Source organism: Variovorax sp. 05L425 (assembly GCF_056397705.1).
In genome coordinates this window covers 385092-399201 of sequence record NZ_JBFTNY010000002.1, presented here as the reverse complement: position 1 = coordinate 399201, position 14110 = coordinate 385092, and the positions used below count along the sequence as shown (strand labels likewise).

The window sequence follows — 14110 nt, the reverse complement described above, 5'->3', positions numbered from 1 at the left end:
CGGTTGCTATCACCGCCGGATCTGCACTGCTGCCCTACGCCGCTGAATACGTGGCTGTCAATGGAGCTGCTGGCGCCGGCGCAGCCAATTCGAGCGTGATGTACACGCTCATCTACCAGTAATTTCTGGTAGCCCGGAAGCGCGCCGCCCGGCGCGCTTCCTCCCCCTCTTTATTCCTTATTACCAATTCGGACCTGCAATTCCGATCCACTACCACCATGAAGCAAATCTTTAAGACTTTCTTGGCCGCTGGCGTGCTCGCGCTGGGGGTGGCTGGCGCGCTGCAAGCGCAGGCGTCCGTCGTTGTGGGTGGTACGCGGGTCATCTATAACGCCAAGGATCGCGAGACCACGGTCAAGCTCAGCAATGAAGGCAAGTCGCCCGCGCTGACGCAGATCTGGATCGACAAGGGCGATCCCAAGGCGGCCCCCTCAAGCATCCAGGTGCCGTTCACCGTGACGCCTCCCGTGGCGCGTATTGACCCCGCCAAGGCGCAGACCTTGCGCATTATTTACACCGGCGAGCCGTTGCCCCAGGACAAGGAGTCCGTGTTCTGGCTCAACGTGCTCGAAATTCCTCCCAAGGCATCTGCTGATCAGGCGGATACCAACAAGCTCCAGATGGCATTCCGCACTCGCGTGAAGTTATTCTTCCGGCCCGCGAGCCTCGAAGGCAAAGCGAGCGAGGCGCCTGCGCAGATCGCCTGGCGCCTGGTTCAGGACGGCAATCGGCCTGCGCTCGAAGGGCGCAATCCCACGTCCTATCACGTGTCCTTTTCTTCTTTGAAGCTCATCGGCGGCGGCAAGGAAGCTCAGTTCGATGACGGCGGAATGATCGGCCCGGGCGAGACGAAGGTCTTCCCGCTTTCCGGCGATGTTCCGCAAGGGCCTGAGTCCAAGGTGCACTACCAGGCCGTCAACGACTATGGCGGCACGACCGCGGGTGATGCGGTGCTTGGCGCACCGGCTTCCTCCTCTTCGAAGTAGGCCGCGTAGGCCAATTCCGGGCAAGCCCCGGCCCTCTTTTCTCTCCGTTCCCAATTTCAACATGCCGCATGCGCCGGCAGGGGATCGTCTCGCCTCAATTTTCACGACAACACTCCGATGCAAGCATTCAACGATCAGACTCTCCGGTTTCGGCTGCGCCCCACGAGCGCGCTGGTGTTGTCCTTGTTTGCAAGCGTCGGTGCCTGGGCTGACAGTGGAAATGCGCCTGCCTCCACCGCGGTGGCCCAGGTGGAATTCAACGACTTGTTTCTGCAACAGCCTGGCGGTGCCCGGATCGACTTCAGCCGCTTCAACAAGGGCAACGTCGCACTCCCGGGTAGTTACCGCGTCGACCTCTACGTCAACCAGGCATGGCTCGGGCGCTCGGAGGTGACGCTGCGCCAGATCGGTGATGACAGCGCCAACGTGCAACCCTGCTTCGACCGGGCCTTCCTTGAGCGCATTGGCGTCGACCTGACCAAACTCACCCCCGAGGTCAGCACGCGCCTGGAAGCCGGCGGCGACGCCTGCACGCCCCTCTCGGAACTGGTCACGGACGCCACCGCGGCATTCGACAACGGCGAGCAGCGGCTCGACATCAGCGTGCCTCAGATCGCGATGGTCCGCACGGCACGTGGCTATGTCGACCCGAAGTATTGGGATGACGGCGTGACGGCCGCCCGGCTGCAATACAACGCCAACACCTACTGGGCGGAGAGCGCAGGGCAATCGTCCGCGCAAAGCTATATCGGGCTGAATGGCGGCGTCAACGTTGGTGCGTGGCGCTTTCGTCACAGCGGCAGCCTGACCAGCGGCGATCATGGCGGAACCCGCTACCAGAGCGTGCTGACCAACGCGCAACGCGGCATCACTTCGATAAAGAGCCAGTTGGTTGTGGGCGATGCCTATACCGACGGCTCGATCTTCGACAGCGTGGGCTTTCGCGGCGTGCAGCTGGCCAGCGACGACCGCATGTACCCTGAGTCGCAGCGCGGCTACGCCCCAGTCGTGCGCGGCATCGCGAGCACCAATGCACGCGTGCAGATCCGCCAGAGGGGCAACATCATCTATGAGACCACCGTGGCGGCCGGCGCGTTCGAAATCAACGATCTCTATCCGACGGGCTATGGTGGCGACCTGGAGGTCATCGTGACTGAGGCCGACGGCCGCGTGCGCATTTCCACAGTGCCCTATGCAGCCGCCGTGAACTCGCTGCGTGCGGGCTTGACGCGCTACAACGTCACCGTGGGCCAGTATCGCAATACCAGCGTGCAGAGCACGTCGATGATGTCCCAGGCCACCGTGCAGCACGGTTTCAACAACCTGGTGACAGGCTACGGCGGCCTGACGCTCACGCAAGGCTATGCGGCCGGCGTGTTTGGCGCCGCGCTGAATACCGACTTTGGCGCCTTCGGCGCCGACATCACCCATGCCAGCACGCGCCTGGAAAACCAGCCCGACCGCAACGGGCAAAGCGTTCGGCTGAGCTATAGCAAGCTGCTCGAACCCACCAACACCAATCTGACGGTGGCGGCCTACCGCTATTCCAGCCGTGGGTATTTGAGCCTGTCCGACGCGATGGCGCTGCGCGACCTGGACAGTCGCGACATGGGATATGCCGCGAACGACACTCAGCGCGGCAGGCTGCAGTTGGTCTTGAACCAGGCCTTGCCCAAGGGTTATGGCTCGCTCTACGCATCCGGCTCCAGCCAGACCTACTGGAATCGCGGCGGCACCGACACGCAGTTTCAAGTGGGCTACAACAACAGCTACAAGCAGATCAACTACGGCGTCTCTGCAGTGAGAGAGTACAACCCGGCGGCCCGCAAGTGGGACAACCGCGTGATGCTGAACCTCAGCATTCCGTTCGGCGGTGGCCGGCATCCGGTGTATTCGACGACCAACTTGCAGCGCGACAAGAACGGGGACACCAGCGTCCGGCAATCGGTGACCGGTGCGTATGGCGAGGACAACGCCCTCAGCTATGGCCTGAGTGCGGCTCACAGCGGCGGCGCGGACAACACGACCAGCCTGGGCGCCAACGTCGCCTACGCTTCTCCGATGGCCACGGTCACCGGCAATGCCAGCAAGAGCAGCTCGTATTCGCAAGTTGGCGCTGGTGTTTCGGGGGCGGTCGTTGCCTACGCCGGTGGCGTGGCCTTCACGCCGAACGCGGGTGACACCGTGGCCATTGTCGAAGCCAAGGATGCAGCCGGTGCACGCGTTACCAACGGCAGTGGCCTGCGGGTGGACCCGTGGGGCCACGCGATTGTGTCGAATCTGGTGCCGTTCGCGAGCAATCAGATCGAAATCGACCCCAAGGGCCTGCCGGTGAACGTGGAACTCAAGTCCACGGAACAGCGCGTCGCCCCGACATCGGGCGCTGTGGTGGTCGTCAAGTTCGATACGGACAACACCGGCCGGGCAGCAATCATCAGCGCCAAGGCCAGCGATGGCACGCCGCTGCCGTTCGGTACGGAGGTGTTCGATGCCGAGGGGAACAACGTGGGCACCGTGGCGCAGGGGGGACGGATCATCGCGCGCGGCCTGAAGAGCGACAGCGGAACCCTGACAGCGCGTTGGGGCCAGGACGATCAATCGACTTGCTCGCTGGGCTACACCTTGCCTCCTGGCGACAGTCAGTCCGCATCCTACGTGGCTTTGGATGCCGACTGTCGATAGATCATTCCCAGGAGATTTTCCTGGGGACACTTACTTCCGAAAAGAATTGCGATGAGATTTAACAGGTATTCGACGCGGTGGCACGCCATCGCTAATACGGCAGGGCAGCGCCCGACGATTTCGTTGGGGCACAACTTATTGCGCAGGATTGATCTATGAAAAAGGTAATTCAGATATTTCTAGGCATTGTGATGGCTGTAGCCGGTTCATCTAGCGTCCAGGCGGCGTGCCGCGCTATTAACTTTGGTGATGCATATTATAATATGGCAACCATCCCTGTTATTGACGCCACTGCTTCCGCTGACCTGCCGGATGGTGCAATTCTATTTTCTACCACTGTAAGCAACAATACCGGCCGTTCTTTAACGATTGCAGGATGTGCTGGCAAGCAAGTGAGGCTCGACCTTTATGGCATGAGTGGGCCGCATAACACCACACCCTCGGGAATCCCAGGGATCGGAGCGCGTTTGGTGTGGACTGGCCAGGGCGCTATCTTTTACCAGCTCCAATTACCGTCAGGATATCTTCCCCAGACTTCGACGAGCCCTTTGTCTGCCAGCAGTCAGCTCAATTGGTCGGGGAGCCTGACCTTAGAGTTGGTCAAGACGGGTCCACTGTCGGCGGGACGCTATACTTTAGGCCGAATTGCGTTTTCCCTTGCAGTGGTGGGTGACAGCCTGGACCTTACCCCTTGGGGTTACATTTACGGTCTCTCAGGCCCTACTTCTCCCATTATTGAAGTCAGACAGAATCCGACCTGTAGTGTGTCCTCTCCTTCGATGCAAGTGCCATTAGGCAGCGTCCCGATTCGCAATTTCTCCGGGGTCGGGAGTACATCGCCACAATCACAATTGTTCAATATCCAACTTGCCTGCTCGGGCGGCGACACTGGGGCAACGACCAAGGTCTTCACCACATTGACTGACCAGACCGATCCTGCGAATCGGTCGGACACCTTGTCATTGGCCTCGGGTTCCACTGCAAGCGGTGTCGGAATCCAGGTGCTGAGCGGTACTACCGTCATCAACTACGGACCGGATTCGTCCGCAGCCGGGAACACCAATCAGTGGCAAGCAGGGAGCACCGGAAACGGGGCTTTCAACATTCCGTTGACCGCACGTTACGTCCAGACGGCCCCGACAATCACTGCTGGTTCAGCGAACGGCTTGGCGACTTTCACGATGAACTACCAGTGATAGGAGCCTGTTCAAAATCTCGTCGTCAGGGCGATGCACAGATCAAGCTCGCCGGAACGACGGATTGATCAGAACGTGGGACGGAACGCGGCAGCAGGTAGCATTTCGCCCATGCAAAAAATCCAACTCGGTCAGAGCGACCTCCACGTCACGCCGATTTGCCTCGGCACCATGACCTTCGGTGAGCAGGTCAACGAGCCCACCGCCCATGCGATCCTGGATCGCGCCTTCGAACGCGGCATCGACTTTATCGATACGGCCGAGATGTACGCCGTCCCGACCCGCAAGGAAACCTTCGGCGCCACCGAGACCATCATCGGCAATTGGTTCGACAAGAATCCCGGCATTCGCCAGAAGATCGTGCTGGCGACCAAGGTTGCCGGTCCGTCACGCGGGATGCCATGGGTGCGAGAAGGCGGCGGCATGACGGCGGCCGATATCGCCGCCTCGTGCGAAGCCAGCCTCAAGCGTCTGAAGACGGACGTGATCGATCTCTACCAGATCCATTGGCCCGAACGCCATGTGCCCGCATTCGGCTCGATCTACTACGACCCGACGAAGGAAAGTTCCGCCACGTCGATCCATGAGCAACTCGATGCATTGGGCAAGCTCGTCAAGGCCGGCAAGGTGCGCGCGATCGGGCTGTCCAACGAAACGCCGTACGGTGTCCACGAATTCGTCCGGCTCGCCGAACAACACGGCCTGCCCCGCGTGGCGACCGTGCAGAACCTCTATTGCCTGATCGGCCGTGCGCTGGAAAACGGGCTCGACGAGACGATGCACCGCCTCGGCGTTTCGCTCCTGGCCTATTCGCCGCTGGCCTTCGGGCTGCTGACCGGCAAGTACGACGAAAGCGGCACCGAAGGGCCGTTGGCGCCCAAGGGTGCGCGCATCTCCAGCTACGAATCGGTGCGCAAGCAGCGCTGGGGCCGGGCGGATGCGCTCGCCGCTGCGCGCCGCTACAACGCGCTGGCAAAGTCGCACGGCCTCACGCCGGCGAAGCTCGCGCTGGCTTTCTGCTACACCAAGTGGCAGGTCGCGAGCACCATCATCGGCGTGACTTCGGTCGCGCAACTCGACGAAGACTTGGACGCCTGGGGCACGAAGCTTTCGCCCGAGTTGTTGGCGGAGATCGACAAGATCCGTTGGGAAATGCGGGATCCCGTAGCCTGACGACGACGTGAGCAAGAAAACGCACGTCTCCGAAACGCCCGCGACGCAGATGCTGCGGGCGAACGGTATCGCGTTCACGGAGCACCCGTACGAGTACCTCGAGCACGGCGGCGCGCAACACAGCGCCGAAGTGCTCGGCTTCGACCCCTTCACGGTGGTCAAGACGCTCGTCATGCAGGATCAGGACGCCAAGCCGCTGATCGTGCTGATGCACGGCAACCGCACCGTCTCGACCAAGAACCTGGCACGGCAGATCGGGGCGAAGTCGGTCGAGCCCTGCAAGCCCGAAGTGGCGAATCGGCACAGCGGCTATCTCGTCGGCGGCACGTCGCCGTTCGGCACGCGCCGAGAGATGCCGGCCTATGTGGAGTCGACCATTCTCGAACTGCCCTGGATCGCCATCAACGGCGGGCGGCGGGGCTATCTGGTCGGGATCGATCCGCAGGTGTGCGTGAAGCTCCTGGGCGCGAAGCCGGTGCAGTGCGCGCTGGCAGAATAGCCGGCTGCCTCGTTCGGAGGCGCGCCGCCGGGATTGCCGGCCCGGAGACACTGTGAGTTCCTACTTTCCCTCGCTCGTCGCGATCGTTCTTTCCTACCTGCTCGGATCCCTGTCCTTTGCAGTGATCGTCAGCAAGTCGCTCGGCATGGCCGACCCGCGTAGCTACGGCAGCAAGAATCCCGGCGCCACCAATGTGCTGCGCTCGGGCAACAAGGGTGCTGCCCTGGCGACGCTGCTGCTCGACGCGCTGAAAGGGTGGATTCCGGTGTTCCTGATCCAGCACTTCGGCTCAGGGCTGGGGATGGGGCAGGGCGTTGCCGCGATCGCGGGCCTGGCGGCATTTCTCGGACACCTCTATCCGGTGTTCTTCGGTTTCCAGGGCGGCAAAGGCGTGGCCACGGCGGCCGGCGTGCTCGTCGGCATCGCCTGGTTGCTGGGGCTGGCCACCGGCGTCACCTGGCTGATCATCGCCGTCTTCTTTCGTTACTCGTCGCTGGCGTCCATCGTCGCCGCCTTTTTTGCGCCGGCGTACTACCTGATCGGCGGCGAAATCGCCTGGCCGCTCGACCTCACGGTGCTGTTGTCGCTGGTCTCGATCAGCCTGCTCTTGATATGGCGGCATCGCGAGAATATTCGCCGCATCGCGACCGGCACCGAGTCGAGGCTCGGCGCCAAGAAATAGACAAAGGAACAAGCATGGCCACCATTCAACGCTTTCATGTCGGTCCTCGCCTCAGCGAGACGTCCGTACACAACGGCACGATCTACCTGGCCGGCCAGGTGCCCGACGATACGACGCAAGACATTTGTGGCCAGACCGCCCAGGTCCTCGCCATGGTCGACCGCCTGCTCGCCGAAGCCGGCAGCGACAAGTCGCGCATCCTGATTGCGCAGATTTTCCTTGCCGACATCGCCGAGATCGGCGCGATGAACGAGGTGTGGGACGCCTGGATTCACGCGGGCAACACGCCCCCGCGCGCGACGGTGCAGGCCGCCATGGCCAACCCAGCCTACAAGATCGAAATTGTCGTGACGGCCGCGGCGGCCTGAGCGTTCAGAACCGTTTCTCGAGGACCATCTGGTCGGCGTCGCGCCGCATGGAAAAGCGGCTGATGAAGCTGTTGCCGAGCAGGATGAAAGGCATGGGTTCCTGCGAAACGATGGCTTCGACGTCGTAGATTTCGACATCGCCGACGCGCACCGAGTTCAGCCGCACGCGATAGCCCTGCGCGAGACCGTTGGCGGTGTTCATCCGCACCGGCTCGCCCTTCGTGAAGTCGAGCCCGATGCGTTGCGCGTCGGCGGCCGACATGGAGACATTGGTCGCGCCGGTGTCCACCATGAAGGTGACAGCCCGGCCATTGATGGCCCCCTGGGTCATGAAATGCCCGCCGCTCGATACAGGCAGCACGATGCGGTTGCCGCCGCCCCCGCCGCCCCCGCCGGCACCTATGCTCGTCGGCGTATCCATGCGCAGCGCAATTCGCTTGCCGCCAGCTTCGACGGTCGCCTGCTCGCCCTGAAGAGCCAAGAGCTTGACGCCCTGGAAGGTCTCGCCGACTGCCACCGTCTTGGGCGCGCTGCCGTCCACGATCAGGATCGCGCGGCTCCCGATGGTGCCGGTCAGCATGACCGACTGCGCGTTGGCGAAAGTGCAGGCCGCCGCCAGCAGCAAGGGCGTAAGCGCCTTCATTGCGATTGACGCTCAGTCCCTGAAATTGTTGAAGGACAGCGGCATGTCCGGTACGTCCTTCTTGATCAGCGCCATCGCGGCTTGAAGATCATCCCGCTTGCCACCGGTGACGCGCACCGCGTCACCCTGGATGGCGGCCTGCACCTTGAGCTTGCTGTCCTTGATCAGGCGCTGGATCTTCTTGGCGGTCTCCGATTCGATGCCGTTCTTGACCTTGATGACCTGCTTGACCTTGTCGCCGCCGATCTTGTGGACGTCGCCCTTGTCGAGAAAGCGGACATCGACGCTGCGCTTCGTCAGCTTGGCGCGCAAGATGTCTTCGACCTGCACGAGCTGGAACTCGGCATCGCCGATCATGGTGATTTCCTTGTCCTTGAGCTCGACGGCAGCCGAAGTGCCCTTGAAGTCGAAGCGCGTGGAGATTTCCTTGGCGGTGTTCTCCACTGCGTTCTTGACCTCGGGCAAGTTGGGTTCACAAACAGTGTCGAAAGACGGCATGAAGGCTCCGGCGGCAACAAATTGAAAGGGCCACGCGCAGTGCCGCGCGGCGTGCGAATGCGACAATTCTCCCATGATCGTGGAGCACAACGTACCGCTGCAACAGCACAACAGCTTCGGTATTGTCGCGCGCGCCCAGCACATGGTGCGCATTGCCGGCGAAGCCGACGTTGCCGCGCTGCTGTCCGATGCGCAATGGGGCTCGGTGCCCAAGTTCGTGCTTGGCGGCGGCAGCAACATCGTGCTGACCGGCGACGTCAAACCGCTCGTGCTGAAGATCGAGATCAAGGGGCGCAGGCTGGTCGAAGAGACGTCGCGCGCCTGGATCGTCGAGGCGGGCGCCGGTGAAATCTGGCACGACACCGTGCGCTGGGCACTCGAGCAGGGCTTTCCGGGGCTCGAAAATCTGGCACTGATTCCCGGAACGGTGGGTGGCTCACCGGTGCAGAACATCGGCGCCTATGGCGTCGAACTGCAGGATCGCTTCGACTCCCTCGACGCGATCGACCTCGAATCCGGCCGAACCTTTTCGCTCGACGCCGCGCAGTGTGCCTTCGGCTATCGCGACTCGGTCTTCAAGCATGTCGCCACCGGCGAGAACGATTTCGGTCTGGCGGGGCGGGCGCTGATCACGCGGGTGCGCTTTCATCTGCCCAAGCCCTGGAAGCCGGTGGTGAGTTACCTCGACCTTGAACGCAAGATGGCCGAAACCGGCAACTTCACGCCAAGCGCGATGGAAATCTTCGACTGGGTCTGCGCCATCCGCCGCGCGAAGCTGCCCGACTGGCGCGTACTCGGCAACGCCGGCAGCTTCTTCAAGAACCCGACCGTCACGCCGGAGCAGTGCGCCGACATCATTGCCCGCGACCCGAAGATCGTTCACTACCCAATGGCGGACGGCAGCATCAAGCTCGCAGCCGGCTGGCTGATCGATGCCTGCGGCTGGAAGGGCAAGTCGGTCGGAAACGCTGGCGTCTACGAGCGCCAGGCGCTCGTGCTCGTCAACCGCGGCGGCAAAGCCAACCCGGTCACGGGCGGCGAGGTGATGACACTGGCCAAGGCCATTCAGACCAGTGTCTACGAACGCTTCGGCATCCGCCTGGAGCCCGAACCCGTCGTGGTCTGACCCCCGGCCGCGCGGAGCGCAGGCCCCTTCGTGAAACACCGCGGAACCGGCTCTGCCGGGCCGCTGGTGTTGCCCCTGGCAGGGGGGTGGCAGCGACACGAAGTGCGCGAGCTTCGGGGCGAGCTTATTCTTCGTCGTTCTTTAGTTGGGGAAGCGACGCGCCCTGCGACGACGACAGCAGGCCCGCCCGCGCGTAGATCGCCAGCTTGTCCCGCGTATCGACGATGTCGAGGTTGCGCATGGTGAGCTGGCCGATGCGGTCGGCCGGCGAGAAGCTCGATTCGCCCTTTTCCATGGTCAGCCGCTCGGGCTGGTAGGTCAGGTTCGGCGACACAGTGTTAAGGATCGAATAGTCGTTGCCGCGGCGCAGTTCGACCGTGACCTCGCCAGTGATGGCGCGTGCCACCCAGCGCTGGGCCGTTTCGCGCAGCATGATGGCCTGCGGATCGAACCAGCGCCCCTGGTAGAGCAGGCGACCCAGCCGACGGCCATGGTCACGATACTGCTCGATGGTGTCCTCGTTATGGATGCCGGTCACCAGGCGTTCGTAGGCAATGAACAGCAGCGCGAGGCCGGGTGCCTCGTAGATGCCGCGGCTCTTGGCCTCGATGATGCGGTTTTCGATCTGGTCGCTCATACCCAGCCCGTGGCGGCCGCCGATGCGGTTGGCTTCCAGGATGATGTCGACAAGGCTCGAGTATTCGACGCCGTTGATTGCCACCGGACGGCCTTCGACGAAGCTCACCGTCACTTCTTCGCGCTTGACTTCGACCTCGTCATTCCAGAAGGCGACGCCCATGATGGGCTGCACGATCTTCATGCCGCTGTTCAGGTGCTCGAGATCCTTGGCTTCGTGCGTTGCACCGAGCATGTTGGAGTCGGTCGAGTAGGCCTTTTCCGCAGACATCTTGTAGGCGAAGCCGGCCTTCTGCATGAATTCCGACATCTCGGCGCGGCCGCCCAGTTCGTCGATGAAGGTCTGGTCGAGCCAGGGCTTGTAGATCTTCAGCGCCGGATTGGTCAGCAGGCCGTAGCGGTAGAAGCGCTCGATGTCGTTGCCCTTGTAGGTGCTGCCGTCGCCCCAGATGTGGACGTCGTCTTCCTTCATGGCCGACACCAGCATGGTGCCTGTGACCGCGCGCCCGAGCGGCGTCGTGTTGAAGTAGGTCAGGCCCGCCGTCGTGACGTGGAAAGCGCCGGCCTGCAGTGCGGCGATGCCTTCGGCGGCAAGCTGGGTCCGGCAGTCGATCAGGCGCGCCTTTTCGGCGCCGTAAAGCATCGCCTTGCGCGGGATCTCGTCGTAGTCGGGCTCGTCGGGCTGGCCGAGGTTGGCGGTGTAAGCGTAGGGAATGGCGCCCTTGTTGCGCATCCAGTGCAGCGCGGCGCTGGTGTCGAGGCCGCCTGAGAAGGCGATGCCGACCTTCTGGCCGGCGGGAACGTTCTGGAGGATGGTGGACATGCTCGATTCCCGGTTCAGCCGAAGTGGCAGATGTAGCTGTAGGGCTCGCCGCTCACGCGGATCTGGAAGCTGGCGTTGCCCGGCACGCTGAACTTCTCGCCAATGCCGGATGCCACCCACTCGCTGCTGCCCGAAAGCATGAATTCGCAACTGCCGCCGGTGCCTTCCATGATCTCTGGCGCGCCAGTGTTGAAGGTGAGGGTGGACGGCAGGATCACGCCGACCGATTTCTTGGTGCCGTCGGCGAGCGTGAGGCTGTGGCTCACGCATTTGCCGTCGAAGTACACGTTGGCCTTGGTCGATACCGAGGCGCTCTGGAGGAATTCGGTTGTGCTCATGAGATAGGAGGGCGTGGCACCGGTTGCGGTCGGCATCCGGCGGCGCGCCTTTGCCAGACGCGCCCTTGCAATGGTTGGAAAAGCCCGTGATTTTAGGCTTCCCGGCCGGCCCTCCGGCCTGATCCCGGACTCAGCGCCAGCGACCACCCCAGCCGCGCGAGTAGCCGAAGCCCAGCGAGATGCCGATCGGCGGGTAGGCGTAGGCCGGTGCGTAGGCTGGGCCGTAGTAGGCGGGGGCGGGGTAGTAGACAGGCGCCGGCTGTACGTACACGGGGGCGGGCTGTGCATACATGGGAGCGGACTGCGCGTAGCCCGGTGCCAGCGCCGGTGCACCACCGCCCGACACCACAAGGCCTTGCTCCGGAACGACGTTGTCCCAGTTCTGAGGCGCCGGGTTCTGTGCAATCTGTGATTGCGGTACGACTGGCGACGTCGTGACGCCGTAGTCGCCCATATCGACCGAAATGCTTGCTCCAGGGGGCGTTGCCGTGCGCGTCGAGTATTGGCGACCCGCGTATTCGTAGGTGACGTTGTAGCTGATATGCCCGTTCGATTCGGTCACGGGCGATGTGGAAATCACCCGTGCCAACACCTGTTCTGCGTGGGCCATCGTGGCGCCGCCTGCCAGAGCGGCGGTCAACACAGAGAGGGCCGATATCTTGCGAATGGTGTTCGTATTCATGTCAATAACTCCTGGAAATGGGACTGCCAGCCCCGCATGGTTGGATTTGACGCGTTGGGGTGGTTCGGGTTCAACCGTTTACACAACGTGGCTTTTCCATTGGTCGGCGTCGAACCCCGTCGTGACGCCTGCGGGGGATCCCCAATCGACCACCGGCCGCTTGATCAGGCTGGGATTGGCGAGCAATGCAGTGCGCGCCGAGAGGGCGTCGACCACGCCCGCGCGGGTGGCTTCGTCGAGCCGGCGCCATGTGGTTCCGCGGCGATTGACCAGCGCTTCCCAACCGGGCGCGCGGAGCCACTGGTCCAGTTGGGCTTCGGGGACGCCTTCTTTCTTGAAATCGTGGAATCGGTAGGCGACACCATGTTCATCGAGCCAAGCGCGGGCGCGCTTGACGGTGTCGCAGTTCGTTATGCCGTAGAGCGTTGTCATCCCTCGATGATGCCTGGGGCCCGCGTCGGCGACAATTCCGGGCTCCATGAAAACCCTCGCCGAATGGCTCGCGCTCGCTGAGCGCCTGCACCCCAAGAACATCGAACTCGGGCTCGACCGGGTCCGCACGGTCGCCGAGCGGCTGGGCCTTTCCTTCGACTGCCCTGTCATCACGGTGGCCGGCACCAACGGCAAGGGCTCGACTTGCGCGATGCTCGAGTCGATCCTCACGCATGCGGGCTACCGCACGGCTGTCTTCACTTCTCCCCATCTGGTGCACTTCGAGGAGCGGCTGCGATTGCGCGGCGATGCAGTCGACGGGGTCGAACTCGCGGAGCACTTTGAAACGGTGGAGCGCGGCCGGGGCGATGTCGCGCTGACCTATTTCGAGTTCACGACGCTTGCCATCCTGCTGTGCATCGCGGCGAACAAGCCGGACGTCGCCATCCTCGAAGTTGGCCTCGGGGGACGGCTCGATGCGGTCAACATCGTCGATGCCGACTGCGGCGTGATCACCAGCATCGACCTCGACCATATGGACTTTCTCGGCCCCGATCGCGAGAGCATCGGTTTCGAGAAGGCCGGCATCCTGCGAGCCGGTCGTCCGGCAATCGTCAGCGATCCGGTTCCGCCGCAAAGCGTGATCGACCATGCCAACGCGATCGGTGCCGATCTCTGGCTCGTCGGACGTGACTTCAACGTGTCGGGCGACAAGCAGCAGTGGGGTTGGAGTGGCCGCGGCAGGCGCTACAGCGGCTTGGCCTATCCGGCACTGCGCGGTGCCAACCAATTGATCAACGCCGCCGGAGTGCTGGCTGCGCTCGAAGCCCTGCGGCAGCGGCTTCCGGTGACTGCGCAGGCGGTGCGCAACGGTCTGGCCATGGTCGAACTGCCGGGGCGCTTCCAGATCATTCCAGGCGAGCCGGCCTTGGTGCTCGACGTTGCGCATAACGCGCACGCGGTCGCCGCGCTGGCCGAAAACCTCGATGCAATGGGCTTCTACCCGACCACCCACGGTGTATTCGGTGTGATGGCCGACAAGGATCTGACCCCCATCCTGGCGCGGATCGGCCCGATGATCGACCGCTGGTATTTCACTGATCTGCCGACACCGCGCGCCGCCAAGGCGGACGATCTGCTGGCCCGCTGGCAGGCGCAGAACACGCGCTCCGACACCAGCGGCAGCGTGCACCGTGCTCCCATGGAAGCGCTGCAAGCTGCCATCGATCATGCGGACCCCACTGATAGAATCGTCGTCTTCGGATCGTTCTTCACCGTGGGTGGCGTGCTCGAGCACGGAACCCCTCGTCTGCGGGCCAGGCACTTGTCGTCGGGCTCCTGAAACA

15 protein-coding genes and 1 pseudogene are annotated in these 14110 nt (G+C 63.0%); 10 read left to right on the top strand and 6 right to left on the bottom strand.

Features of this window, described 5'->3' with window-relative positions; all coding sequences use genetic code 11:
* From AC1DN9_RS04125 to AC1DN9_RS04090, 8 genes and pseudogenes are all read left to right on the top strand, one after another.
* Window positions 1–122, top strand: a pseudogene (locus AC1DN9_RS04125) (fimbrial protein); the annotation flags it as partial.
* A gap of 96 nt (window positions 123–218) precedes the next feature.
* Window positions 219–986: a fimbria/pilus periplasmic chaperone gene (locus tag AC1DN9_RS04120; RefSeq protein WP_478097518.1), complete on the top strand. Its 768-nt coding sequence runs from the start codon at window positions 219–221 to the stop codon at window positions 984–986.
* 117 nt (window positions 987–1103) lie between these two features.
* Window positions 1104–3668 carry a fimbria/pilus outer membrane usher protein gene (locus tag AC1DN9_RS04115; protein WP_478097516.1) on the top strand — a complete coding sequence of 855 codons (2565 nt, stop codon included), beginning with the start codon at window positions 1104–1106 and terminating at the stop codon, window positions 3666–3668.
* Window positions 3669–3823: 155 nt separating this feature from the next.
* Window positions 3824–4864, top strand: coding sequence for a fimbrial protein (locus AC1DN9_RS04110; protein ID WP_478097514.1), 1041 nt, complete (start codon window positions 3824–3826; stop codon window positions 4862–4864).
* Between the two features lie 111 nt (window positions 4865–4975).
* Window positions 4976–6037, top strand: coding sequence for an aldo/keto reductase (locus tag AC1DN9_RS04105; RefSeq protein ID WP_478097513.1), 1062 nt, complete (start codon window positions 4976–4978; stop codon window positions 6035–6037).
* 7 nt (window positions 6038–6044) lie between these two features.
* Window positions 6045–6536 (top strand): aminoacyl-tRNA deacylase, encoded by a 492-nt coding sequence (locus AC1DN9_RS04100; protein ID WP_478097511.1) that lies wholly within the window; start codon window positions 6045–6047, stop codon window positions 6534–6536.
* A gap of 52 nt (window positions 6537–6588) precedes the next feature.
* Entirely contained in the window at window positions 6589–7218 is a 630-nt protein-coding gene (gene plsY, locus AC1DN9_RS04095) for a glycerol-3-phosphate 1-O-acyltransferase PlsY (RefSeq protein ID WP_478097509.1), read from the top strand.
* A gap of 14 nt (window positions 7219–7232) precedes the next feature.
* A complete protein-coding gene (locus AC1DN9_RS04090) occupies window positions 7233–7586 on the top strand; it encodes a RidA family protein (RefSeq protein WP_478097507.1) in 354 nt (117 codons plus the stop codon).
* A gap of 4 nt (window positions 7587–7590) precedes the next feature.
* Here the strand turns inward: AC1DN9_RS04090 and AC1DN9_RS04085 are convergent, their stop codons facing one another.
* Both AC1DN9_RS04085 and AC1DN9_RS04080 read right to left on the bottom strand, forming a co-directional pair.
* Window positions 7591–8229, bottom strand: a complete 639-nt coding sequence (locus AC1DN9_RS04085) for a retropepsin-like aspartic protease family protein (protein ID WP_478097505.1) — start codon at window positions 8227–8229, stop codon at window positions 7591–7593.
* A gap of 12 nt (window positions 8230–8241) precedes the next feature.
* Window positions 8242–8727: a YajQ family cyclic di-GMP-binding protein gene (locus tag AC1DN9_RS04080; protein WP_478097504.1), complete on the bottom strand. Its 486-nt coding sequence runs from the start codon at window positions 8725–8727 to the stop codon at window positions 8242–8244.
* Window positions 8728–8800: 73 nt separating this feature from the next.
* Between AC1DN9_RS04080 and murB the strand changes: the two genes are divergently transcribed.
* The gene (gene murB / locus AC1DN9_RS04075; RefSeq protein WP_478097502.1) at window positions 8801–9853 is read left to right on the top strand and encodes a UDP-N-acetylmuramate dehydrogenase; all 1053 of its coding nucleotides are present in this window, start codon (window positions 8801–8803) and stop codon (window positions 9851–9853) included.
* A gap of 124 nt (window positions 9854–9977) precedes the next feature.
* Here the strand turns inward: murB and argG are convergent, their stop codons facing one another.
* The 4 genes from argG to AC1DN9_RS04055 form a co-directional block, all read right to left on the bottom strand.
* Window positions 9978–11312: an argininosuccinate synthase gene (gene argG / locus AC1DN9_RS04070; protein ID WP_478097500.1), complete on the bottom strand. Its 1335-nt coding sequence runs from the start codon at window positions 11310–11312 to the stop codon at window positions 9978–9980.
* A gap of 14 nt (window positions 11313–11326) precedes the next feature.
* Window positions 11327–11650: a pyrimidine/purine nucleoside phosphorylase gene (ppnP, locus tag AC1DN9_RS04065; protein WP_478097558.1), complete on the bottom strand. Its 324-nt coding sequence runs from the start codon at window positions 11648–11650 to the stop codon at window positions 11327–11329.
* A gap of 130 nt (window positions 11651–11780) precedes the next feature.
* Entirely contained in the window at window positions 11781–12332 is a 552-nt protein-coding gene (locus AC1DN9_RS04060) for a hypothetical protein (protein WP_478097498.1), read from the bottom strand.
* 78 nt (window positions 12333–12410) lie between these two features.
* The gene (locus AC1DN9_RS04055) at window positions 12411–12764 is read right to left on the bottom strand and encodes an ArsC family reductase (RefSeq protein ID WP_478097496.1); all 354 of its coding nucleotides are present in this window, start codon (window positions 12762–12764) and stop codon (window positions 12411–12413) included.
* A 34-nt stretch (window positions 12765–12798) separates the two neighbouring features.
* Between AC1DN9_RS04055 and folC the strand changes: the two genes are divergently transcribed.
* Window positions 12799–14106, top strand: coding sequence for a bifunctional tetrahydrofolate synthase/dihydrofolate synthase (gene folC / locus AC1DN9_RS04050; RefSeq protein WP_478097556.1), 1308 nt, complete (start codon window positions 12799–12801; stop codon window positions 14104–14106).
* Window positions 14107–14110 lie beyond the last annotated feature (4 nt).

What these genes read in the sequence shown, in the direction of transcription:
- AC1DN9_RS04120 (WP_478097518.1), top strand. Translation starts at nt 219, where the DNA reads ATGAAGCAAATCTTTAAGACTTTCTTGGCCGCTGGCGTGCTCGCGCTG.
- AC1DN9_RS04115 (WP_478097516.1), top strand. Translation starts at nt 1,104, where the DNA reads ATGCAAGCATTCAACGATCAGACTCTCCGGTTTCGGCTGCGCCCCACG.
- AC1DN9_RS04110 (WP_478097514.1), top strand. Translation starts at nt 3,824, where the DNA reads ATGAAAAAGGTAATTCAGATATTTCTAGGCATTGTGATGGCTGTAGCC.
- AC1DN9_RS04105 (WP_478097513.1), top strand. Translation starts at nt 4,976, where the DNA reads ATGCAAAAAATCCAACTCGGTCAGAGCGACCTCCACGTCACGCCGATT.
- AC1DN9_RS04090 (WP_478097507.1), top strand. Translation starts at nt 7,233, where the DNA reads ATGGCCACCATTCAACGCTTTCATGTCGGTCCTCGCCTCAGCGAGACG.
- AC1DN9_RS04085 (WP_478097505.1), bottom strand. Translation starts at nt 8,229, where the DNA reads ATGAAGGCGCTTACGCCCTTGCTGCTGGCGGCGGCCTGCACTTTCGCC.
- AC1DN9_RS04080 (WP_478097504.1), bottom strand. Translation starts at nt 8,727, where the DNA reads ATGCCGTCTTTCGACACTGTTTGTGAACCCAACTTGCCCGAGGTCAAG.
- murB (WP_478097502.1), top strand. Translation starts at nt 8,801, where the DNA reads ATGATCGTGGAGCACAACGTACCGCTGCAACAGCACAACAGCTTCGGT.
- argG (WP_478097500.1), bottom strand. Translation starts at nt 11,312, where the DNA reads ATGTCCACCATCCTCCAGAACGTTCCCGCCGGCCAGAAGGTCGGCATC.
- ppnP (WP_478097558.1), bottom strand. Translation starts at nt 11,650, where the DNA reads ATGAGCACAACCGAATTCCTCCAGAGCGCCTCGGTATCGACCAAGGCC.
- AC1DN9_RS04060 (WP_478097498.1), bottom strand. Translation starts at nt 12,332, where the DNA reads ATGAATACGAACACCATTCGCAAGATATCGGCCCTCTCTGTGTTGACC.
- AC1DN9_RS04055 (WP_478097496.1), bottom strand. Translation starts at nt 12,764, where the DNA reads ATGACAACGCTCTACGGCATAACGAACTGCGACACCGTCAAGCGCGCC.